Genomic DNA, 23,505 nt, shown 5'->3' on the forward strand with positions numbered 1-23,505 from the left:
ACAGTTTTGAGAGTGCCTTAAAAAAACAACGTCAAAAACCGATAATTGAAGCGTTGAAAAACTTGTGCATCATAGCAGTTTTAGGCAAAAAACGACATGAAAATATTCGCAAGCCAAGTACACTGACAAATAATACGTCAGTTTATGTCGTTTTGATAACGGTATTAATGGGTTTTGGATTTATTGCTAGGTTTGTTATTCGCCTTATTGTTTACCTTATTACTCACCTTGTTATTCGCTTTGTTATCCGTGGTGTTATCTACCTTTTTGTTAGGCTTTTTAGCGGATTTTTTGTCAGTGGCGATTGTTGACGATGAGGCTTTCTGCGCTTTTTGTGGCGATTTTTGTTTTACAGTTTTATCGTTAGCCGCTGATTTTTTGCTAGCGCTAACAGCTTTTTCAGGGGGCTGCTTGTCGCCTTTGGTCGCTAGGTTAGCTTTTTTGTTATCTGTTCTAGCATTATTTCTAGAGTTAGGGCTAGAATCAAGGTTAGAGTCAGTGTCAAAATCAGGGCTGGTCGTTTTTTTGCGCTCTTTGTTAGGCTGCTTTGTGTCGGATTTTTTCGTATCTCGTGCTTTTTCAGCTTGCGCTGAATGCTTATTATCTTGTGATTTGTGATTATCTCGTGGTTTATTATTCTCTTGTAATTCAGAGATAGCTGCTTTTTTGCCACGCTCAGTCATTGTTATCGGATTAGTCATATCCGCTACAGAGCCGACTTTTACTATTGCCACATCGTGATAAACCGGGTGTGCCACTGACATTTTTGCCGAGGGTTGAGTGGCGGCAGGCTTATCTTTGACGTTCACCAACGCGCCTATTCCGCCAAAAACGGCGACAGATAATACGGTGGCGGTCGCAATCCAATTTTTTTGTAGCTTATCTATCCAATGAGCAGGTTTGCGAACTTGCGGTTTGGCAAAAATACTGCTGGCTGAAAGGGCTGTTTGTGCGTTTGACGTCACCGCTTTATTTATTTGGCGGTTAGCGTTTGAAATCACCTGTTGATTGAAGTGAGCATGCGGGATGGTTATTGGTGCAATGTTAAAAAAATTGGACGCTTTATAAGCTTTATAAATAGCCATTTGCTGAATAATATGCTGTTGATAGACAGGCAAATCCGCAATATTTTGAATTTGTGACCATTTTAATTGCTGTTGCTGCATTGCTTGAAAACTGACAGCGCGCCTAAAACCCACTGCATTCATCAGCCCCGTATCTTGTGGTGACATAAAAAAAACCGGCTGCATCGCAAGCCACTCAGTAATCTGCGCTGAGTCTATGGTATTTTGTAGCGAACTTATCATATCTGCCAAATTTATCACCGCCAATGCAGTGATAGTCTGCCAGATAGTTAACAGGTTATCTAAGGGCAGATGTGTTTTTTCCAGTAGCACGCCGGCAATCATGGTTTTTTGGGTTTCATCATCAAACCACTGCTCAAAAATCGATGGGCTATTCTTAGACAGTTGTTTTAAGGTTACAAAGTTGATGCCGTTTTCAGTCAAATTTTTTGTAACTAAAGTAGTGAAAAATTCGGGGGTAAAACTATTTTTATCTGTTACCTGCGGCAAAGTTTGTTGGATTAATGACGGATTTTGCTGAATTTTTGCCGATAACTGATAAAGCACGACTTTTAATAGCTCAGGCACGACTTTTTTTAGATAACAAATTGATACGTGCGACCCATCTGCTACTATCGGTAGCAATGGTGGCAGAGCGTTTGCCCAAAAATGATATAACGATATATGGTCAATGATATTACAAGGCATTGAAGGGTTTTTTGACAGCATATTTTGTCACTTAGTTTGCATTTTTTGGCATTGGGGTGGTTAGTGAGTTTTTAGCAATATCGTAGATGCAGGGCAACTTCTTTATACGCCCTCTAAAAAAATAACGTTAAATTTAGAAATCTTGTTGACACCTTACCATTTCACTTCGATTAAATTCATCAAATTATGATTAGAATTTGTTGTAACTTTTGTGCAAACTTAGTAAAGTAGACAGCATCAAAAATTATATTTTAGCATCAATCACGTAACATTTTCTGCTCATCGAAAAATTGGTAATTTTTTCTGATTCTATTTATCTCTATCGATTTATTTAGCAGCCTTACTTACTTTCTCTAGGATAACTTTATGGCTATCTCTACCAACCTAATCAAGTCCTTTCAACTTTCTGCATTAACGACCGCACTTGCCCTCGCTGGTTGTGGCGGTGGTGGCGGTAATGATACATTGCCGCCGCCTGTGAAAACAGGTACAGTCAGTGTCACCAACCCAAGCACTGGTACAGATTCGACCACTACGACCAATCTTGCCAGTGTGAAGAAAGTTCAATTAGTCAGTACCAGTTCTGATTTTTATATGAATGTTGGTGATAGTGTAGAGTTAACTGTCTACGCCTTAAACAGTAATAATATCGGTGTTGCTAATGTACCGGTAAGCGTTCAGATTACAGACCCAAGCGTAACAGGCGTGTTTAGTGGAATTAGTCCAAATTTAGTCACTGATGACACGGGTAAAGCGGTTATCAAACTTGATATTAAGTCTTTGACCAATGATCAAAAAAACTATTTAAAACAAAATGGTTTGGTTGTGACTACTACAGTAGGTAAAGTTTCAACAAGTAAAACGCTAAAAGGCACAGATGTTAATACCACGACCCCTACTGTGACTGTCAGTAATTTATTATTAATTAGCGATAGTCAAAATATTGCGTTGGTAAAAGGTACGAAAATTAATGTTACGGCACTAGCAGTGGATAAAGACAATAATATCATTCCGAACACGACTATCGATTTTAATATCGGAAATTCAGTTCTTAGCGGTATTTTTGCTAATAGTAATTTAAGTGTGTTAACCAATGACAGAGGTGAAGCAAATTTAGAATTAGAGCTCAAATCCTTGTCAAATGAACAAATAAGTTATCTGTTAAATACTGGATTAAATATTAACTCAACTGCGAGAACAGGTAGTGTTGCATCTAATACTATTAATTTAAAGGGAGTCGAGCAAGGTAGTACGACGACTAAGCTAGATGTGCAAAAGGTCAATCTAACGACACCAAAAACCAATTTTAATGTACAAGTTGGTGAAAAATTCACAGTTACTGCTTCAGTGTTAAATAGTTCAAATACTGGTCTAGGTGGTGTACCTGTCCAATTTAAACTTGATGACCCAAGTGCGACAGGTGTTTATGCGGTTTCTGATACCTCTAATGTCGTAACAAATGCCAGTGGCGAGGCGACCATTGAGCTTGAAGTAAAATCTGAAGCTGCTAAAGCCAAACTATTGTCACAGGGCATTAATATCACAGCCACTGCAAAAAATACGACTGGCACTACCCCAGTACCTGTCACTGGTAACGTAAAACTATATGGTGTAGACCCAACCGTCGACAGTAATGTCGCCAAAGTCGCACGAGTTGGTCTATCAACGACGGCTGCCAATAATACCTTTGATTTAACAGTCGGCAATACCTTTACCGTGACTGCCAATGTGGTAGATTCGGGACAAGGCGCGTTAGCAAACGTGCCAGTGACATTTACCTTGCCTGGACTAGATCAAACGGGTATTGCCAATCTGTCGGGCTCAACTGTCAAGACAGACAGTGAAGGTAAAGCAACCATCAATTTATCAATTAGCTCACTTAATGCTACGCAGCGTGATTACTTATTAAAAAATGGTTTGCAAATTAATGCTTCTGTACCTAATGGCACACCAGTCAGTCCACTAAAACTTAACACAAAACAAGTTTCTAGCGAAACTGATATTAACTCAATTTCAGTAATAGCGGATAGTGATAATATCTTGATGGCTGCAGGCAGTACTGTCAAAGTCACAGCCATAGCATTAGACAAAAATTTTGGTGGCTTGGCGAATCAAATTCTAACGGTTAAAATTCCAGACCCATCAACTACGGGCGTATTCAATATTACAGGCTCAACGATTACCACTGATTCAAAAGGTGAAGCCACGCTCACCTTACAAGTAAAATCAACGTTGACCGCAGCCCAAAAACAAGCATTGGCAAACGGTCTAATTGTGAATGTCACATCGGCTAATGGCAAAACTGGTCAGATTAAACTTACTGCTAAAGCTGTCAATGACGTAGTCGCTAATAGCGTTACCTTGACCTCAAATGTTAACAATATCCCATTAACTATCGGTTCGCAATTCACGGTAACAGCTACCGTAAACGACGCGCAAAACGGCGTCATTGCCAATGCACCAGTTACCTTTAGCTTGCCTTCATTGGCAAGTTATGGTGTAGCAAGTTTATCTGCTTCTACAGTTTCTACTAACGCGCAAGGTCAAGCTGTCATCACCCTGCAGGTACAATCATTGACCGATGCACAGAAACAAGCGTTATTGGGTGGCTTTACCATCAATGCAACTTCAAATGGCAAACAAGCCACGCCATTAACCTTAAAAGGTGTTGATCCAATCACGCGCTTTGATGTTAAAGCGGTTAAAGTCACCAGCCCAGTTACCAAGTTTAACGTAAAAATCGGTGAACGCTTTACTGTGACTGCTTCAGTCCTGAATGGTAATAACACTGGTATTGGGGGTACGCCGGTTCAATTTACCCTTGATGATCCAGCATTAACAGGCATCTATTCGGTTTCTGACACCTCTAACATTATCACCAATGCTAAAGGTGAAGCCAGTATTGAACTTGAAGTAAAATCAGAAGCGGCAAAACAGTTACTACTAACCAAAGGTGTAACTATCAAAGCCACGGCTAAAAACACTCAAGGTACTACTGCTATAGATGTAACAGGTGCTACTACGGTGTTAGGTGTGGATCCAACCGTTAGTAACAATGTCGCAAAAGTCAGCAAAGCATTACTAGTGTCAAGTGTCAATCCCTTTGAGCTAGCGGTAGGTAACAAAATTAGCGTGACTGCGGTTATTGCAGATGCAAGTAACGGTAAATTAGACGGTGTACCTGTTAGCTTTGTGTTACCTGCACTTGATCAAACAGGTATTGCTAATCTGTCAGGCTCTACCGTAACTACCAATTCTAATGGTGAAGCAGTAATTAACCTAGAGATTAAATCATTAACGGCTACACAACGTAGCTATCTAGCAACCAATGGTTTAGTGGTTAAAGCAACTGTACCTAATGGCACGACTATCGCCCCATTAAAAATTTCAGCCAAGGACGTTGCTACACCTGCTACGGTGGAAACAGTTTCAGTGACTGCTGATAGCAACAACATTATCATGGCAGCAGGTAGTCACGTGAAAGTAACTGCGGTTGCACTAGACAAAAATTTTGGTGGTCTAAAAGGTCAGGTACTAACAGTAAACATTCCTAACCCATCCTTAACAGGAGTCTACAATCTCAGTGGCTCTACAATCACAACGGATGAGAAAGGTGAAGCAGTTATTGATTTAGAAGTTAAGTCACCTCTAACAGAGGCTCAAAAACAAGCCTTAACCAGCGGTCTAAATATCACAGTCACCTCGCAAAATGGTAAACGGGGTGATATTAAACTTGCGGCAAAAGCAGTTAATGAGGTCTCTGTCAGTAGTGTAACCTTAACGGGTGACAATATACCTCTTATTATTGGTAGCCAAGTTAAAGTTAAAGCTACTGTGTTAGATGCACAGCGTGGTGTTATCAAAAATGCTCCAGTAACATTTAATTTGCCAGATTTTGCAACCACTGGCGTTGCAAGTTTATCATCATCCACTGTGCTGACTGATGATAAAGGTGAGGCGATTATTGTTCTAGAAGTTAAGTCCCTCACCGATGCGCAGAAACAGGCCTTGCTTAACGGTTTTAGCATCAATGCCACATCCAACGGTAAAGCTGCACCTGCCTTAACATTAAAAGGCGTGGATACATCAATTCAACGTTTCGATATTAAAGCGATAAAAGTTACCAGTCCAATCAGTAAGTTCAATGTTAAAACCGGTGAGCGCTTTACCGTGACTGCTTCAGCCCTCAATGGTAATAATACCGGTATCGGTGGTGTCCCAGTACAGTTCACCCTTGAAGACCCAAGCCTCACTGGGGTGTATGCCATTTCTGATACCTCAAACATCATCACTAATGCTAGCGGCGAAGCGACCATTGAGTTAGAAGTTAAATCTGAAGCGGCCAAAGCCCGTTTACTTAGCCAAGGCGTTAAAATCACTGCCACCGCCAAAAACACCATGGGTGCGACAGCGACGAATGTGGCAGGTAGTTTGAGTGTTCTTGGTATTGATCCGACGGTCAGTGCCAATGTGGCAAAAGCCAGCAAAGCGTCGTTAGTGTCAACGATTAACCCATTTGATCTTACGGTCGGCACTACTTTCTCTGTCAGTGCGGCAGTGACTGATAGCAATGGCGGCAAGCTCTCGGACGTACCTGTCAGCTTTGTATTACCTGACCTTGAAAGCAGCGGTATTGCGAATTTATCGGGCTCCACGGTCAATACCGACAGCAATGGTCAAGCGATGATTAATCTTAAAATTATCTCTTTGTCAGCGGCTCAACGTGCTTACTTATTGAATAGTGGCTTTGTAGTAAAAGCTAATGTCGCGAATGTTGCAAGTATCACCCCACTTAAGATTGCCGCCAAAAATACCGTGGTGGTCGACAATACCATTGAATCAATCGCACTGACCGCCGACAATAACAACAACATTATTATGGCGGCTGGTAGTAAGGTTAAAATCACTGCAGTTGCCCTTAACAAGAGTTTTGGCGCCATTGCAGGGCAACAACTAAACGTCACCATCCCCAACCCTGTGAAAACTGGGGTATATAATCTGAGTGGCTCAACCATCACCACCGATGCCAAAGGCGAGGCAGTCATTGAGCTTGAAGTCAAATCAACCTTAACCACTGCCCAAAAAAATGAGCTATTAAAAGGGTTAGATGTCACCGTAACAGCTGCCAACGGCAAGCAAAACGTGATTAACCTTGTCGCCAAAGCCGCCAATGAAGTTTCGGTCAGCAGTGTTGATCTCACCTTATTTGATGCAGCTGGCAACCCGATACCCCCTAGCATGTCCTTGACGCTAGGCGAACAAGTGCAAGTGCGTGCAACCGTGCTCGATGACCAAAAAGGTGTGATCAAAAATGCCCCAGTGACTTTCTATTTACCGACTTTCTCAGCATCGGGTGTAGCCAGCCTATCACCATCCACGGTATTGACAGATGACAAAGGTGAAGCTACCATCACCTTACAAATCAAATCCCTAACTGACGCACAGAAAAAACTGCTGTTAGCGGGATATATCATCAATGCGGCATCAAACGGCAAAACTGCACCTGCCTTGACGTTAAAAGGCGTGGATACCACCTCAAAACTTGACGTCAACAAAGTCAACTTAACCAAATCATTTAACAACTTTAGTTACAAAGTAGGTGAACGCTTCACCGTCACCGCGTCAGCGCTCAACACCGCCAACACAGGCGTGGGTGGTGCCCCTGTTCAATTTACCTTGCAAGACCCAAGCATCACCGGGGTATATGCCGTCTCTGATACCTCAAACGTCATCACCAATGCCAGCGGTGAAGCCATCCTTGAGCTTGAAGTCAAAGACCCTGCAAAAGCCAGAGCATGGGGTAAAGGCGTCAATATCACCGCTAGTAGCATCAATACTGTTAGCGGTGTTGCCAAGGTAGTGACGAGCCCTGTATTAACAGTGCAAGGTATGGAACCTGTTACCAACGTAAATATCGCAAAAGTCGCTCAAGCCAATCTCACCACCAGTACCGTCAACAACACCTTTGACTTAACCATAGGCAACACCTTTACCCTTACCGCCAATGTATCTGATGCCAACAACGGTAAATTAGCGGGTGTTCCAGTGACCTTTAACCTACCAGGGTTGGAACAAACCGGTATTGCCAATCTATCGGGTTCGACCGTTACCAGTGATGCCACAGGTAAAGCGACCATTAGCTTAGAGATCACCTCGCTATCTGCTACTCAGCGTGAATACTTATTAAAGAACGGCTTTACGGTCAATGCCACTGTACCAAATGGCACCGCCATTACCCCGCTCAAACTTAATGCCAAACAAGTGGTCGCGCCTGATACCTTGGTTAATAGCGTATCAGTCACTGCCGACAGCAATAACATCTTGATGGCGGCAGGTAGCAAAGTGCAACTAAATGCTATCGCCCTTGACAAGACCTTCGGTGGGCTCGCTAACCAAACCCTAACCATCAGCCTACCAAACCCTGCCACCACTGGCGTTTATAACCTAGGCAATTCAACCGTCACTACCGATGCCAAAGGTGAAGCTATCATTGACGTGGGTATCAAAGCTGCGCTCACCGCTGCCCAAAGAGCTGCGTTACAAAGCGGCATCACCGTCACGGTCACCTCAGCCAATGGCAAACAAGGTATCGTGACCTTATTCGGTAAAGCGGTCAATGAGGCAGCAGTCAGTAGTGTAGATTTGAGTGCCAACGTCACCGCTATTACACTGACAGTCGGCTCACAATTTAAAGTCACGGCAACGGTGCTCGACGCCCAAAAAGGTGTTGTTAGCAATGCCCCTGTGACCTTTAACTTACCAAGCCGAGCGGCTTCTGGGGTAGCAAGCTTATCACCCTCAACGATTGTCACTGACAGTCAAGGTCGTGCGGTGATTACCCTTGAAGTAGAATCACTCACCGATGCGCAGAAGCAAGCCTTGCTTAACGGTTTTACCATCAATGCCACATCCAATGGTAAAGCTGCACCTGCCTTAACATTAAAAGGTGTGGATACATCAATTCAACGTTTCGATATTAAAGCGGTAAAAGTTACCAGTCCAATCAGTAAGTTCAATGTTAAAACTGGTGAGCGCTTTACCGTGACTGCATCAGTATTGAATGATAATAATACTGGTATTGGCGGTGCACCTGTTCAGTTTAAACTCGAAGACCCAAGCGTTACCGGTGTGTATGCAGTTTCTGACACCTCTAACATCATCACTAATGCTAGCGGCGAAGCGACCATTGAGTTAGAAGTTAAATCTGAAGCGGCGAAAGCACGCCTATTAAGCCAAGGCATAAGTATCTCTGCGATCGCTAAAAACACTATGGGTACCACACCGGTAGATGTACCAGGATCGATTAAAGTATTTGGGGTTAATCCAACGGTTAGTGCGAATACTACAAAAGTGGCTCAAGCGACCTTATCTAGCACTACTCCAAGCAATACCTTTGATTTAACAGTGGGTAATAGCTTCTCAGTGACTGCAAACATTGCCGATGCTACACAGGGTGCTTTAAGCGGTGTTCCTGTCACCTTTAGCTTACCTGGACTTGAGCAAACAGGTATCGCCAATCTATCGGGATCAACGGTTACTACCGATGCACAAGGCAAAGCAACCATTAATTTGGAAATCGCTTCATTAACGTCTGACCAACGCAACTATTTATTGGCGAATGGCTTAGTAGTCAATGCGACAGTACCAAATGGTACTAAGATCAACCCACTTAAATTGACTGCTAAGCAAGTCACGAGTGTTGATACACTAGTTAAATCTGTATCTATGACCGCTGACAGTGACAGTATCTTAATGGCAGCGGGGAGTAAGGTGAAAGTCACCGCCGTTGCACTTGATAAAAACTTTGGTGGTATTGCCAATACCAATCTAACCTTTAGTCTTCCTGACCCAGCGACCACTGGTCTTTACAATATAACTGGCTCAACGGTTAAAACCGATGCTAAAGGCGAAGCTGTGATTGAGCTTGAAATCAAGTCTACGTTAACAGCGGCTCAAAAAGCGGCCCTACTTAGTGGCATTAAGATTCAAGCAGTTTCAGCTAACGGTGCTATCGGTCAAGCAACTGTAATAGGTAAACAAGTCAACGAGGCATTAGTCAGTAAGTTAACATTAGCTTCTAATGTTTCTGCTATTGCCTTAACTACAGGTACGCAGTTTACTATCACAGCAACAGCCTTAGATGGACAAAATGGCGCACTTGCGAATGTTCCTGTAACTTTTAATTTGCCAAGTGTGACTCAATATGGTGTGGTGAGTTTGTCACCTTCCACTATCACTACAAATGCTCAAGGTCAAGCGACTATTACGCTGCAAGCACAGTCACTCACCGATGCGCAAAAACAAGCATTACTTAACGGTTTTACAGTTAATGCCACATCCAACGGTAAAGCTGCACCTGCCTTAACATTAAAAGGCGTGGATACCAGTGTCAAACGCCTTGATGTCAAATCGGTCAAATTAACCTCACCCGTTAATCCATTTAATATCAAAATTGGCGAACGCTTCACTGTGACTGCGTCAGTACTCAATGGTAATAATACTGGTATTGGCGGCGCTCCTGTTGAATTTAATCTGCTCACTAACCCATCCGTATCGGGTGTTTATGCAGTTTCTGATACCTCAAATATCACTACCAATGCCAGTGGTGAAGCCACTATTGAGCTAGAAGTCAAATCGACAGCTGCCAAAGACTACCTGATTCAAAACGGTATCAGCATCCAAGCGGTGTCTAAGAATACCATTGACACGACGCCAACTGACGTTAAAGGCAATATCACGCTAAAAGGCATCGATCCTTCAGCAGTGCCAGTCGAAGCTAATATTGCATTAGTCAAACAAAGTGTATTGAGTAGTAGTTTATCTAATAATATTTTCGATTTGACCGTGGGTGCTACCTTTGATATTACTGCGACGGTAGCAGATGCCAATCAAGGCCCATTAAGCAAAGTACCTGTCACTTTCTCATTGCCAGGGTTGGAATCAACGGGTATTGCTAACTTATCAGGGTCAACAGTTACTACCGATACGCAAGGCAAAGCCGTTATCAAGCTACGTATTGACTCTTTATCAAAAACCCAACGTGATTATCTACTTACCAATGGTTTAGTAGTTAACGCGACAGTACCAAATGGCACCAAAATTAATCCGATTAAACTCTCTGCTAGAGATGCAGGGATTGATACCGTGGTTACCTCTATTGCTGTCACCGCTGATAGAGATGATATCTTGATGATGGCAGGCTCTAAAGTCCATGTGACTGCTTCTGCATTGAATGGTAACTTTGGCGGCGTCCCTGCAAGTGATTTGACATTTAGTATCCCAGATCCAGCGTCGACCAATGTCTTTAACATCACCGGCACAACCGTGAAAACGGATGAAAAAGGCGAAGCCAGTATCGATTTAGAAGTCAAAAACTTATTAACCGCTAGCCAAATAGCCTCTCTACAAAATGGTCTAAAAGTTAAAGTCACTGCCCCAAGTGGTGCTACAGGTGAAATCACGCTAAAAGCCAAAGCTGTCAATGAAGTGAGCATTGATAAAGTGGTCTTAGAGAATTTCCCAAATACGCCAGTCGTATTGAGCCAAGGCAATGAGTTTATTGTGATGGCTCACACAGTCGATGCCCAAAACGGTGCTGTTACCAATGCGCCTGTTACTTTCAACCTACCAGACCCGACAACCACTGGCATTGTGAGCTTATCACCTTCTACAGTATTGACCAGTGAAGTCGATGCCCCTGTAGAGCCGAAGATTGGTGCTTCAGAAATAATCATTCCTAAAGGCACAGCTTATATCCGTCTACGCGTGATAGACCCAGTCAAAGCGGAAAAATTGATTGCAAGTGGCTATATGGTAACAGCCGTATCTAACGGTAATGCAAGACAAATACTCAATGTACCTCTCACCAAAACCGCCGCACAACCGACGGTGAATGACATTGCTAAAGTCAATTTGGTTACAGATGTTAATACGCTAACTACCAATAATGGTGATACAATCAACGTGACTGCCCAAGTGCGTGATGCCGAAAATTTCAGCCTAGCGAACATGCCTGTCAGCTTTACGCTATTGGATGCGGCAGCTGCAACGGGTATAACTAATATTACCCCACTTCAAGCAACCACCAATGCCAATGGTGAAGCGGTATTAACCTTAAAAGTCGGTGCGCTCACCCCAGACCAAAAATATTATCTACAAACGAGCGGCCTGTCATTTAAAGCAACTGCCGGTGCTATCACTAGCTCAACGGTCACCTTAAGAACCCAAGAAGCGATTACGGCCAATAGCGTTAACACATTGCTATTAACCAGTGATTCAGCAATTCAATTGGCTGTTGGCTCAAAAGTCAAAGTCACAGCGCTTGCAATAGATAAAAACGGCGCCGTCGTGCCAAATGCGCAAGTCAGCTTTAAAGTTCCAACGGATTCTGGCTTGGTCAATAACACAGGTGCGGTTGTCAATACCAACGCCAATGGTGAAGCAACCATTGAAGTTGAAATCAAAGACCTTGCCAAGGCAACGACTGCTTTACAAAATGGTTTAGTCGTCACTGCCCAATCTGGTGTGTCTGTAGGTACGACCACTATCGTCAGTGCAAGCAGTCAATCAGCAACCCAAGCTTACAATGTATTTGTCAGTAAATCTAAAGATGAACTGAGAACTGGTAATGATAGCCTGTCAATGACTATCCGAGTAACAGATATTAATGGTGGTATTAAGGCAAATGTGCCAGTTTATCTACAAATTCTTGAAGATGGCATTGCACGTGGTTTATCATTTAACAAAGTTTCAACCTTAAAAACAGATGATAAAGGACTTGTCACTGTTGATTTATCACAAAATGATATTGGTCTAGTTTCTCGACTCAATGGCACTGGCAAAATCAGCGTAATCGTAAACGATGGTGTATATAGAGCTGAAAAAGAGGAAGTCACAATCCCAATTACAGGCACGACGATTGATAACTTATTTGTTTCTAATAAAGAAATCAGTGCTACCACTAACAGCACTATTTCAGCAACAGCTTTAGATGGTAGTGGCAAACCATTTGCTAATACCAAAGTTGAATTATTGTTGAGTGATAAGTCATTAGCCACGCCTAAATTTTATACCACAGATGCACAGGGTAAGTTTACCTTTACCGTTTCTCAAGCAGAACTCGGTGGACAAGCAACCAAATATCCGCTATCAGTGAAGTTATTTGGTACTAATTCACAAGGCGTTGAGATTAGCTCTTCACCAATCGCTTTGACTGAACTGAAGGTTGTCAGCCAAACTGAAACCAAGTTAGAAGTAAGCGCCAATAATGTGTTAATGGCAAATAATGAAATCATGGTCAATACCACAGGTCAAATTACGATTTTAAGACCTAAAGATAAAAATGGTTTTGCTATTCCTAACTACGTCCCTGATAGCGATCCTAATAAAGATGCAGAGAATAGAAAGAGAGCCACTGTTTATTTATCAACCAATAAAGGTACATTAAATGGTCAAGGTACTAGAGTTGAAGGTTTAGTCCAACAACGTACTAATAATGAGGGAGTACTTGAAAACTACGTTAATTTTACAATTAGCTCGCCTGTCGCAAACACAGCCAATTTAGTACTTGAATACAATGGTGAGCAAGTATTTACAGATAGCATTAGCTTCCTAACGGCAGATGTTAAAAAGCTATTACTTCAAATTGAGCGTACAACATTATCGACCAATGGCGAAACCAATGTGATTGCCACTGTTAAAGACTCAAACGACTTGCCTGTTAAGAATGCGATTGTTGAATTTTCACTTGTTCAAGACGCTTCAGGTGGACGTCTCGAGAAAGGTTATGCCATTACAGATGATAGCGGTAATGCAATAGTTAAATACTATTCAGGTCGTACTCCAACAGCAAACGATGCTGTGCAAATTCGTACGACGGTTAATTCAATTCAGGTAAATGGCAATGTACGAACAGTTACCCCATTGACTTCCGAAATTAAGACCTTGACAGTACAAACCAATGCAACATTTATTGGCTTTGGTTTTGCTGATAAGATTCGCCAGCATCCAGATGGTCGCAATATTTACTATGTTTACGATGGTTCTATTTTTGTTAATAACAATATTAGTCAGCCAGCTACCAATCAACCTGTGTCAGTGTCGATTATTCCTGTACAATATCTGTTAGGAGAATACTATGTAATTCCAAAAATACCAGCTGTACCTGAAGTAAAAGATGATCCTAACACTGCTCAAGATGAGTCTAGTCCAGCAGTACCTGAAGTTCCAGCAAAATGGGGAATTAGACATTATGACAGTTGGGGCGTTACCACACCGGGTGCTGTGATGTGTCTCAACGAAGATGCCAACAACAATGGTATTTTAGATGCTCTAGAAGATGCTAACCAGAATGGTAAATTAGACCCAATCAACCCAGCGACTATATTATCTGCCAGTGGAACTGAGCTAGTGAATGGTCAAACCATGATGACTGATGCAACTGGTAAGCTTGATTTTAGTATTCGATATACTAAGGAGTCTGCTGGTTGGTGGATAGGTATGATTAAAGTTACTACCAAGGTAAATGGTACTGAATTTGTCGAATACCGTACAATTATTTTACCAACCGCTGAAGAAGACGTATCTGAGCCTGATGCAACACCACCACTTCGTCCAAACTGGATCAGTCCATTTGGTCTTAGAACACAATTTAATGGTTATAAATATATTAATAACAATCCATACTGTTACTGATTTTCAGTCAGTAAAAAACCCCTTACACAATGTAAGGGGTTTTTTATTAGCAAAAATTCAAAAAACTAAGTCAACATCCGCCCCCGTGCAGTGCGTACGATATAGCCTTGCTGAATCAGATACGGCTCAATCACATCTTCAAGCGTGCCTCTATCTTCCGCCAAAGCCGCCGCAATCGACTCAACCCCCGCAGGTCCGCCATTAAAACGCTCCTCTAGCATCTCAAGATAACGTCTATCAAGATTATCAAGCCCGCGTTTATCAACTGCCAGCATATCGAGTGCGCTATGCGCAATTTCAGCGGTGACGGTGCCATCGCCTTTAACTTGAGCATAGTCGCGTACGCGGCGTAGCAACCGATTAGCAATACGCGGTGTACCGCGCGAACGTCTAGCGACTTCGACTGCCCCTTCTTTGGTCATAGGCACGTTAAGCAATCCAGCCGATCTTGTGACAATGGTCGTTAAGTCTTCCACATTATAAAACTCTAATCGCTGTACGATGCCAAAACGGTCCCGCAGTGGCGAGGTCAACAAACCTGCTCGGGTGGTCGCAGCCACCAAAGTAAAAGGCGGCAAATCAAGCTTTATGGAGCGCGCAGCCGGTCCTTCGCCAATCATAATATCAAGCTGAAAATCTTCCATCGCAGGATACAAGATTTCTTCAATCATCGGGCTTAAACGGTGAATCTCATCAATAAACAGCACATCACCAGGCTCCAGATTGGTCAGCATTGCTGCCAAATCACCCGCGCGTTCAAGCACAGGTCCAGACGTTGAGCGCAGATTACCGCCCATCTCACGGGCGATAATGTTGGCGAGTGTGGTTTTACCCAGTCCAGGCGGTCCAAATATCAAGGTATGGTCGAGCGCTTCTTTTCTCGATAACGCCGCGTTAATAAACACGCCCATTTGTTCTTTGACCACAGGCTGACCGATATATTCAGCGAGTAACGCTGGACGGATATTATTGTCATTTTGGTCTTCTGAGCGCCCCATCGGACTAATCAGACGTTGCTGAGAATTGGCACTTGAAAAAGGTGGAATCATAAGTATTTGACACTAGTTGCAAGTTTTAACAAGGATAATAGCACTGGCAAATTTTGCAAGTACTATGGAATGTAGAGAGAAAAAGCAAAAAAAATTAAGGCAACACACGGTACAATGTCATATCACATCGGGTGCCTTTACTATCCTTGCACCACTGCATTTGCTCGCCTTGCTGTTTGACATAAGCAACCAAAATATCACCGGTCTGGTCAACGCGATTGCCAGAACAGTCTGTTGCATTGTTATCATATTGGGTCTGAATCGCTAGTGCAGGTAAACCATCCCCTGTGTCAGCGTACAAGTATTTGCCGTACGTAAACTCCTGACCGCTTGAACCGATAAATTGCTGATCGCGCCCAAAATTATACCGCTCTTGGCAGCTTGGCTGCGCAGCGTCGGTTTTATCAAGTCGCAGCTGCCACTGTCCTGCGATATTTGGCAAAATATGAGTCGACACTTGCGCCACTTGCTGTTGGGTTTTGCTATCATCGGGCAGCGTACCCCCCATGGCTAGACTGGTTAAAATGCCTACCAACGAAATATTCATGAAGTCCATCGTTATTTTATTCCTTTTATCATGCCATCTTTATAAGCTAACAACCCAACTCATCTACCAGTTCTCAATCAGCCAATTTTTACTTAGCGAGTTTAGCGCCGACGTTTATAGTAACTTTTAATAACAAGTTTTGGTATTTGGGGTTAATACTCAAAGATATTCAAAATGTTAAAGGCTAAATTATTCTGCTTTTAATGGGGTCAGCACGCAAAAATTTAACCTAGAACCAAAAAAATTATTTAAGCACTTTAGTTAAACACTTTAACTTTATTTGACTACTTAAAGTTTCATGTTCATCAGTGGCTTTAATCATACTTGCTTTTGGCCTTATTTGCTATAACACAATAATGCTCATAATGCAGTCTTGCCAAAACATCAGGCGGTCATAAAATCTGTGCAAATTTGCTTGTCAAAAAGTTAAAAACCCAGCATAATAACCGAAGATTTCAGGAGAGAATGTTGTTTTGTTTTTCATCAAATTATGAAATACCAAAACCATCACCGAAGGCGTAAAGACCCTATAATCGCTCAGGTAAAAGGACTGGAATCGTAATTTTTGGCAGTGTGCTATGCACTGCATCAAAATATAACAAATCTGGAGAGTGTATTGCTTTGCAATGCCACCGAAGGGGAAAAGATTGACTTGTCTATCTGTACTATAAGCTATACTACAAGAAATTGATAAGTCGATTGAAAATCTCAGGTAACAGGACAGATAGGGCTGATAGCTACCGACATCAGGTTGGATTAGTTTTAGTGCTCTATTGATGTGCGATGTTTGGCTTTAGCGTTTTATCCCACGCTATTAAAACATCAAACCGTTATTTGATTTTACCCACTCAAGGATTTGCCATGTCAGCCACAGACAAGCCTTTAAACCGCACCCCTTTTTATCAATCCCATATTGATAGCAACGGCAAAATCGTTGACTTCTCTGGTTGGGAATTGCCTATCCATTATGGCTCACAGATTCAAGAACATGACGTTGTGCGTACGGATGCCGGCATGTTTGACGTGTCACATATGGTCGTGACTGACATCGCCGGCAAAGATGCCAAAGCTTGGCTGCAAAAACTGCTCGCCAATGATGTCGCCAAACTCAAATTTGTTGGTAAAGCGCTTTATTCTGCCATGCTAAACGAAAACGGCGGTGTGATTGATGACTTAATCGTTTACCGAATGAACGATGCAGAGACCGAGTATCGTATCGTCTCAAATGCCGCCACCCGTGATAAAGATTTGGCACAGTTTGACAAAGTCGCCAAAGACTTTGCTGTCACCATTACCGAGCGCCCAGAACTTGCTATGCTTGCGGTACAAGGCCCCAATGCCTTGCAGAAACTGAGCCAAGCCAAACCAAATTGGGCAGATAGCCTCGCTACCTTAAAACCGTTTGTGGGCAAAGATTTGACCGACATTGAAGGCGCAGATTGGTTTGTGGCGCGTACCGGTTATACGGGTGAAGATGGCGTTGAAGTTATTTTACCACAAGCGCAAGCCTCAGCATTTTTTACCTTACTTAAAGACCATGGCATCGCCCCAGCAGGATTAGGTGCCCGTGATACATTACGTCTTGAAGCGGGCATGAATTTGTACGGGCATGAGATGGATGAAACCATCAATCCGTATGAATGCGGTATGGCGTGGACGCTAGCGGTAAAAGATGATCGGGATTTTGTGGGTCGTGAAGCTATGCAAGCCAAACAAGACCAAGCGATTGCTGAGGGTAATGACGTCATGCAAGTAGGCTTAGTACTAGAGTCACGTGGGGTACTGCGTGAAGGCATGACGGTCACGCTAGACAATGGCAAAACTGGGGTAATCACTAGCGGCACTTTTAGCCCAAGCCTAAAACAATCGATTGCCATTGCCCGTATTCCAAAGACGAGTGATACAGCAGCCACCGTTGATTTGCGGGGCACACCGACGACAGTACGTATCATTTCGTTACCGTTTGTTAGAAATGGCAACAAACAATTCAACTAAGATTTTATCATGTTATGATGGATTTAGCGCTTATTAATGAACAATATTCAAATGATTAGTCAGCGTAATTTGAAGAACCGATAATAAATTCATCATATTTTAGAAGGTAGAATCATGAAAAAGTTATTCTTTGTTGTACCGTTTTTGGCAAGTTTGGCGGCCTGTACTTCAACCCCAGTGGCACAGCCTAGTCCGTCACAAGTGTTGGCAATTCAAGCAAATTCACAAACCTTTAAATGTGACAACAATACTGAAGTCGTCGCGTTCTACGGTCAAGAAAACGGCAGCAATGTCGCTAATTTAAAAATCACCTCGCCCATGCTCGGTCTAAACCAAGCGGCGATGGTGTTAAAACAAGATGTATCAGGCTCGGGTAACCGCTATACCTTATCAAATGCGACCAAAACTACCATGTATGACTGGGGCGTCAAAGGTGCAGAAGGTGCGTTAACCGTGACCTCACAAGGTCGTGATTATAACTTTGTGTGTAATGCCATTTAATCCTATTCAGTTGTTGAATGGGTTAAACTGCTAAGTTATTTTTAGATTTGGTCGATATATATTGTATCGACCAAATTTTTGTTACTCAGTTTGTTAAATTACTTAGCTTTTAAATACTAGGCTTTTAAAAATGTTTAGTAAAAAGGCGTCAAGTGTGACTGCTTGGCTAACAGCCTTTTATTTTCACCCCTACTTTCGCTTTGAGGAAAATAGTTATGAGCAATATTCCAGCAGATTTAAAATATGTGGCTAGTCATGAATGGTTACGCCAAGAAGAAGACGGCACTATCACCGTTGGTATTACTCACCACGCCCAAGATTTACTCGGTGACATCGTGTATGTTGAATTGCCTGAAGTGGGTGAACACGTTGACGTGGATGCTGAAATTGCCGTGGTCGAATCGGTGAAAGCTGCTTCGGATGTTTACGCGCCCATCGCTGGTGAAATTCTAGCGGTCAATGAAGCCTTGGTAGATGCGCCAGAAACCATTAATGAAGACCCTTATGGTGAAGGTTGGTTTTTTAAAATCAAACCAGACAATGCCGATGATTACCAAGGCTTGATGGACGCAGACGAGTACCAAGATAGCATTTGATCGTTTTTATCTTAATCGCTTTTATCTAATCGTCGTTATAGGGTTTAGCTAAGGTACTCGCTTGATTACCTTAGTCTGTTGTCCTATCAATTAACTGTAACGCATCCTTTATTTTGTTAACTTGAGAGCTGCTATGTCAACACTTACCCCGCTTGCTGACCCAAAACAAGCCAGTTTTTATGATGTGGTGAGCACTCGCCGTTCGGTACGACGCTTTACCAAAACGCCCATCAGTGATGAAGTGCTCAATGCTTGTCTCGATATGGCGATGTTAGCGCCTAGCTCAAGTAATTTGCAGCCTTGGCAATTTTTTGTGATTGAATCAGAAGAAAAGCGCCAAAAAACTGTGACCTATTGTATGAGCCAAAATGCAGCAAAAACCGCCAATAAGCTGATTGTTGTGGTTGCTCGTACTGACACGTGGCGTCAACACGCCAAAGACAATATCAAGTATTTTCCTGTCAAACCTGTACCAAAACCCGTGCAAGATTATTACGGCAAGCTCATTCCGCTGACGATGACGCGCGGTGTGATGAATGTGTTCACCCCTGCCAAATGGGCGCTGACGCAAGCCACTCGCAAAGTCAGAGGTGCGATGGTTGACCCCATCTATGATGCTGACGACCTCAAAAACTGGGCGCTCATTAGCACCTCGCTGGCGGCCGAGAATTTGATGCTTGCTTTCCGTGCCCACGGTTTTGATAGTTGCCCGATGGGGGGATTTGATGAGCCACAACTCAAAAAATTGCTTGACCTCAATGAAGAGCAGCATATTTGTATGGTGATTGCTGCCGGTGAACGCGACGAGCGTGGTATCTATAGTGAGCAATACCGTTTTGAGCGTGAGCGCTTTATCGTTAAGGTGTAATTTTTATCCATTCAACCGATGTTTGTCATGTTAGCCATGGCAAAACCTGCTATTTTTTTTCAATGTTTTATCAGACGCTAAAGGAAACTTGAATGAGTCAACCGTCTTTTCAATCATTTGCTGATTTATTCCAATCATCAGAATTTATTCATCGTCATGTTGGTATTAGCCAAGATGAAAAAGAAGCGATGCTAAAAGCCGTCGGCGCTGACAGCATGGCAAGCTTTATTGAACAGACGGTGCCAGCTTCTGTACGTCTTAGCAAAGAGTTAGATTTACCTCTCAGTATGACTGAGCATGATGCCTTGGCAAAGTTGCGCGGGTTGGCGGATAAAATCAAGGTCAATAAAAGCTATATTGGCTTAGGCTATTATCCGACTCGCCTACCTGCAGTCATTGCGCGCAATGTGCTTGAAAACCCCGGCTGGTACACGGCTTATACCCCTTATCAAGCGGAGATTGCCCAAGGTCGCTTAGAGGCATTACTCAACTTCCAACAAGTTTGTATTGACTTATCAGGTCTTGAATTGGCGGGCGCAAGTTTGCTTGATGAAGCGACTGCGGCGGCTGAAGCGATGGCGATGGCAAAACGCGTGGGTAAAAGTAAATCTAACCAATTTTTTGTTGATAGCCGTATCTATCCACAAACTTTAGATGTCATCAAAACCCGTGCCAAGTATTTTGGTTGGGAGGTAGTGGTTGGGGATTTTGACGTTGCCAAGAATGGCGATTTCTTTGGCGCGATTTTCCAATACGTGGGCGCACAAGGCGATGTGGTTGATTTAACTGATATCATCAGTGCAGTCAAAGCCAAAGGCACGCAGACAATTGTTGCTGCGGATGTGATGAGTCTGGTACTTCTTAAATCACCGGGTAGCATGGGTGCGGATGTGGCACTAGGTAACACCCAGCGTTTTGGCGTGCCGATGGGCTTTGGTGGTCCACACGCGGCTTATTTTGCCTTTAAAGACAGTGCCAAGCGTTCTGCCCCAGGTCGTATCATTGGCGTATCAGTGGATGCCCAAGGTAAACAAGCCTTGCGTATGGCACTACAAACCCGTGAACAACATATCCGCCGCGAAAAAGCCAACTCAAATATTTGTACATCGCAAGTGTTGCTAGCCAATTTGGCTGGGATGTATGCGGTGTATCATGGTCCTGAAGGCGTTAAACGTATTGCCACCCGCATTCATGCGTTGGCAAGCGCTTTTGCCCAAGCCATCAAACAAGCGGGTATGTCGATTGTGCATGAGCAGTTTTTTGATACCGTGCTCATCAATACCGATGGTCAAACTGAACAAATCTATCAAAATGCCCTTAATATCGGCTATAACCTGCGCAAAGTAGATGATAACCATATCGCCATTGCCTTTAATGAAACCAGTGATGCGGCAGATTTTGGTGTACTCACGCAGTTATTCACAGGCGTAGCCGCTCAATTATCTGATGATATCAGCTTGTCTTTGCCAGCGTCATTGCTACGTACCGATGCGATTTTAAGTCATCCTGTGTTTAATCGTTATCACACCGAACATGAAATGCTGCGTTATTTGAAAAAGCTAGAAAACAAAGACTTGGCGATGAATCACAGTATGATTTCGCTGGGTAGCTGTACCATGAAACTTAACGCTACTAGCGAAATGCTACCGATTACTTGGAATGAATTTACCAATGTGCACCCATTTGCGCCACGTGAACAAGTGGGCGGCTATATTGAAATGATTGAAGGCTTACAAGAGCAACTCAAAGCCATCACAGGGTTTGATGCTATTTCTATGCAGCCAAATTCAGGCGCGTCAGGCGAGTACGCGGGGCTATTAGCGATTCGTCGTTATCATGAAAGCTTAGGTCAACCCAACCGTCATATCTGCCTGATTCCGCGCTCCGCACACGGCACCAATCCTGCTACAGCACAAATGATGGGGATGGAAGTCGTCGTGGTAGCCACCGATGAGCGCGGTAACGTTGATATTGCCGACTTGACCCAAAAAGCGGAAAAATACAGCGACAATCTGGGCGCCTTGATGATTACCTACCCTTCGACACACGGTGTGTTTGAAGAAGGTATCCGTGATATCTGTGATTTGATTCATCAACACGGCGGTCAAGTGTATATGGATGGCGCTAACATGAACGCGCAGGTCAGTATGATGCAACCTGCGGATGTCGGTGCTGACGTCCTACACATGAATTTGCATAAAACCTTCTGTATTCCCCACGGCGGCGGCGGTCCTGGCATGGGTCCTATCGGCATGAAATCACATTTAGCGCCTTTTATTGCCAATCATGTCGTATCTGCGGTGCCCAATGCCCAAGATGGCATGAGTGCGGTATCGGCTGCCCCGTTTGGTTCAGCCAGCATCTTGCCTATCTCATGGATGTATATCACCATGATGGGTCGCGATGGCTTGGTGCAAGCAACAGAAGCTGCGCTATTAAATGCCAATTACACCGCCATGAAATTAAAAGACCATTACCCTGTACTTTATAGTGGTGAAAATGGTCGCGTCGCCCATGAATGTATCATTGACATCCGCCCACTAAAAGCCGAAACAGGTATCACCGAAGTTGATATCGCCAAACGCTTAATGGATTACGGGTTTCATGCGCCAACCATGTCTTTCCCCGTGGCAGGTACTTTGATGATTGAGCCGACTGAGTCGGAAAGCAAAGAAGAGCTAGACCGCTTTATCTCAGCCTTAATTCAAATCAAAGCTGAGGCGATGAAAGTTAAAAACGGCGACTGGCCAGCAGATAACAATCCACTGGTGAACGCACCACACACCGCACAGGTGGTGACCGGTGACTGGGATCGTCCCTACAGCCGTGAAGAAGCTGCCTATCCACTCGCCTATGTACGCGACAATAAGTTTTGGCCATCGGCGAGCCGTATCGATGATGTGTATGGCGACAAAAACTTAATCTGTTCTTGCCCCGATATCTCAAGCTATGAGAATGGGGAAATCGCAGAGTAAACTTCAATCAATACTCACCGTATTTTTTACAAAAGCCATGCAAAAATGTGTGGCTTTTTGCTATAAAGCCAATTGCGAGTCAAAAGAATTCTGCTATGATGCAGAGACTGAAAAAAATTGTAATCACCACGCGTTACTTCAAACCCATCATAAGTCAAGGATGACATTATGTTTAGTACCATTGCGATTATTATTTCGCTCTTTCTATTAATGTATTTTGCCTATCGCGGCTATTCTGTATTAATTTTAGCACCTTTGATGGCCACCCTAGCGGTTGCGCTGTCAGGCGATATTCTAAGCTCACTGCCTATCTATACCACCGTTTTTATGAAAGCGTTGAGTGGCTTTTTATTGAAGTTTTTTCCCATATTTTTGCTAGGGGCGGTGTTTGGTCAGCTTATGGCAGATTCTGGGGCTGGCGGTGATGGCAGCAGGTGGCTTAGACACGCTACCGCATAGTGGTGCGGTGATTACGTTATTTGCCATTTGCCATTTGACCCACAAGCAAT

Annotated in this window: 9 protein-coding genes and 2 riboswitches; of the genes, 6 read left to right on the forward strand and 3 right to left on the reverse strand. The window is 43.3% G+C overall.

The window, feature by feature from the left end:
• Positions 1-164 precede the first annotated feature (164 nt).
• On the reverse strand, positions 165-1,793 hold the full coding sequence (locus RT064_RS07620) for a hypothetical protein (protein WP_313062696.1): 1,629 nt from the start codon (positions 1,791-1,793) through the stop codon (positions 165-167).
• Positions 1,794-2,138: 345 nt separating this feature from the next.
• On the opposite strand from RT064_RS07620, the gene RT064_RS07625 reads away from it, so the two are divergent.
• Positions 2,139-14,465, forward strand: a complete 12,327-nt coding sequence (locus RT064_RS07625; RefSeq protein ID WP_313062697.1) for a beta strand repeat-containing protein — start codon at positions 2,139-2,141, stop codon at positions 14,463-14,465.
• A 65-nt stretch (positions 14,466-14,530) separates the two neighbouring features.
• Here the strand turns inward: RT064_RS07625 and ruvB are convergent, their stop codons facing one another.
• Together ruvB and RT064_RS07635 are read right to left on the reverse strand one after the other, a co-directional pair.
• On the reverse strand, positions 14,531-15,514 hold the full coding sequence (ruvB, locus tag RT064_RS07630) for a Holliday junction branch migration DNA helicase RuvB (protein ID WP_062331309.1): 984 nt from the start codon (positions 15,512-15,514) through the stop codon (positions 14,531-14,533).
• A gap of 94 nt (positions 15,515-15,608) precedes the next feature.
• Positions 15,609-16,061 carry a hypothetical protein gene (locus RT064_RS07635; protein ID WP_312384196.1) on the reverse strand — a complete coding sequence of 151 codons (453 nt, stop codon included), beginning with the start codon at positions 16,059-16,061 and terminating at the stop codon, positions 15,609-15,611.
• A gap of 446 nt (positions 16,062-16,507) precedes the next feature.
• Positions 16,508-16,624, forward strand: a riboswitch (glycine riboswitch).
• A gap of 31 nt (positions 16,625-16,655) precedes the next feature.
• A riboswitch (glycine riboswitch) is annotated at positions 16,656-16,795 on the forward strand.
• 127 nt (positions 16,796-16,922) lie between these two features.
• Here RT064_RS07635 and gcvT point away from each other — a divergent pair.
• The 5 genes from gcvT to gcvP all read left to right on the forward strand — a co-directional run bounded on the left by gcvT (position 16,923) and on the right by gcvP (position 22,996).
• A complete protein-coding gene (gene gcvT / locus RT064_RS07640) occupies positions 16,923-18,056 on the forward strand; it encodes a glycine cleavage system aminomethyltransferase GcvT (RefSeq protein ID WP_313062698.1) in 1,134 nt (377 codons plus the stop codon).
• Positions 18,057-18,170: 114 nt separating this feature from the next.
• A complete protein-coding gene (locus RT064_RS07645; RefSeq protein ID WP_313062699.1) occupies positions 18,171-18,557 on the forward strand; it encodes an MliC family protein in 387 nt (128 codons plus the stop codon).
• A 215-nt stretch (positions 18,558-18,772) separates the two neighbouring features.
• Positions 18,773-19,153, forward strand: coding sequence for a glycine cleavage system protein GcvH (gene gcvH / locus RT064_RS07650; RefSeq protein ID WP_007115930.1), 381 nt, complete (start codon positions 18,773-18,775; stop codon positions 19,151-19,153).
• Between the two features lie 133 nt (positions 19,154-19,286).
• On the forward strand, positions 19,287-20,021 hold the full coding sequence (locus tag RT064_RS07655; protein ID WP_313062700.1) for a nitroreductase family protein: 735 nt from the start codon (positions 19,287-19,289) through the stop codon (positions 20,019-20,021).
• Between the two features lie 92 nt (positions 20,022-20,113).
• Positions 20,114-22,996, forward strand: a complete 2,883-nt coding sequence (gene gcvP / locus RT064_RS07660; protein WP_313062701.1) for an aminomethyl-transferring glycine dehydrogenase — start codon at positions 20,114-20,116, stop codon at positions 22,994-22,996.
• Positions 22,997-23,505 lie beyond the last annotated feature (509 nt).

The sequence above is a fragment of the Moraxella sp. CTOTU49097 genome (assembly GCF_032064105.1).
In the GTDB taxonomy this organism is placed as follows: Bacteria; Pseudomonadota; Gammaproteobacteria; order Pseudomonadales; family Moraxellaceae; genus Faucicola; species Faucicola osloensis_B.